Raw genomic sequence first — 894 nt, 5'->3', positions numbered from 1 at the left:
GGGCATGACTATCGCGGCTGGCTTGCTGGCGAGCTTCGAACGCCTGCCGCAGGCTCATTCGTCCAATGATCTCCCGCTCGGAACCTTCACGGCAAGGTCTCGTTACCCGATCGTGCCGTGCCCGAAACGCTTGGCGAGACACGCAACATGGAGGCCAATCATGACCAAGATCGTTCCTGAAGACAAAGCCCGCCAGGGGCGCTGGGGTTGGCACGCTTTAAGGATTCTCGTAGCCGGCCTGTTGCTGGCCTTCATTGCGTGGGGTGCGGTGGAGATTTACGGGGAATTGATAAAGTCGCCGGCTTCCGGCGAGCAGCATGTGCCGCAGCCGCCTGGCACCGAGCAGGGCGCCGCTCCAGGCCAATCGACCGCAAAACCCTGAAGCAGCGCCGTCTTCAAGCTGCCTTTGCGCTGACGCCGCTCGACGGAACAAGCACGTTCAACGCGGCGGGGTGGATCTCGATCGTGGTTTCGCGCTCGAGCCTGATCAGTTCGCCGTCGAGGACGGCGCTGAATTTCCTGGCGGGCGAGAGGACCTTGAGGACAACCTTGCCGGCCTGATGAACTTCGACATGGGCACTTTGGCGCAGCCGGCCGCGCAGCATGTCCAGCAGCAGTTTTGCCAGATGGTGACGCCGGCGCGCGACGCTGACATAGATGCCGAGCACGCCGCCGGCCGGGTTGTCGGCATAGGGCAGGTGGCCCTCGCCGAACAGGTTGTTGGAAATGCCGATGCCGGTCGTGCGCGTCACGATCTCCGCCTTGCCGACGCTCAGGCTCACTTTCAGCGCCGGTGGATTCTTGATCGCCGCCCAGGCGGCGCGCACGGATGCCTGCATCTTTCCAAGGCGCGAGCCGAAATCCATTTTCTCGCGCAACTGGACCATCTTGGCA

At 63.2% G+C, this 894-nt stretch carries 1 protein-coding gene and 1 pseudogene; one reads left to right on the top strand and one right to left on the bottom strand.

The genetic code is table 11. The annotated features are described in order from the left end of the window. The coding region (locus tag EOA24_RS43700; RefSeq protein ID WP_245501996.1) for a hypothetical protein at positions 1-382 on the top strand (382 nt) is incomplete at its 5' end. 13 nt (positions 383-395) lie between these two features. Here the strand turns inward: EOA24_RS43700 and EOA24_RS39615 are convergent. Continuing rightward, positions 396-894: pseudogene (locus EOA24_RS39615) on the bottom strand (diacylglycerol kinase family lipid kinase); the annotation flags it as partial.

It is taken from the genome of Mesorhizobium sp. M2A.F.Ca.ET.039.01.1.1, from assembly GCF_003998035.1.
Taxonomy (GTDB): domain Bacteria; phylum Pseudomonadota; class Alphaproteobacteria; order Rhizobiales; family Rhizobiaceae; genus Mesorhizobium.
The sequence above is the reverse complement of the archived record's forward strand: the minus strand, read 5'-3'. Positions and strand labels throughout refer to the sequence as shown.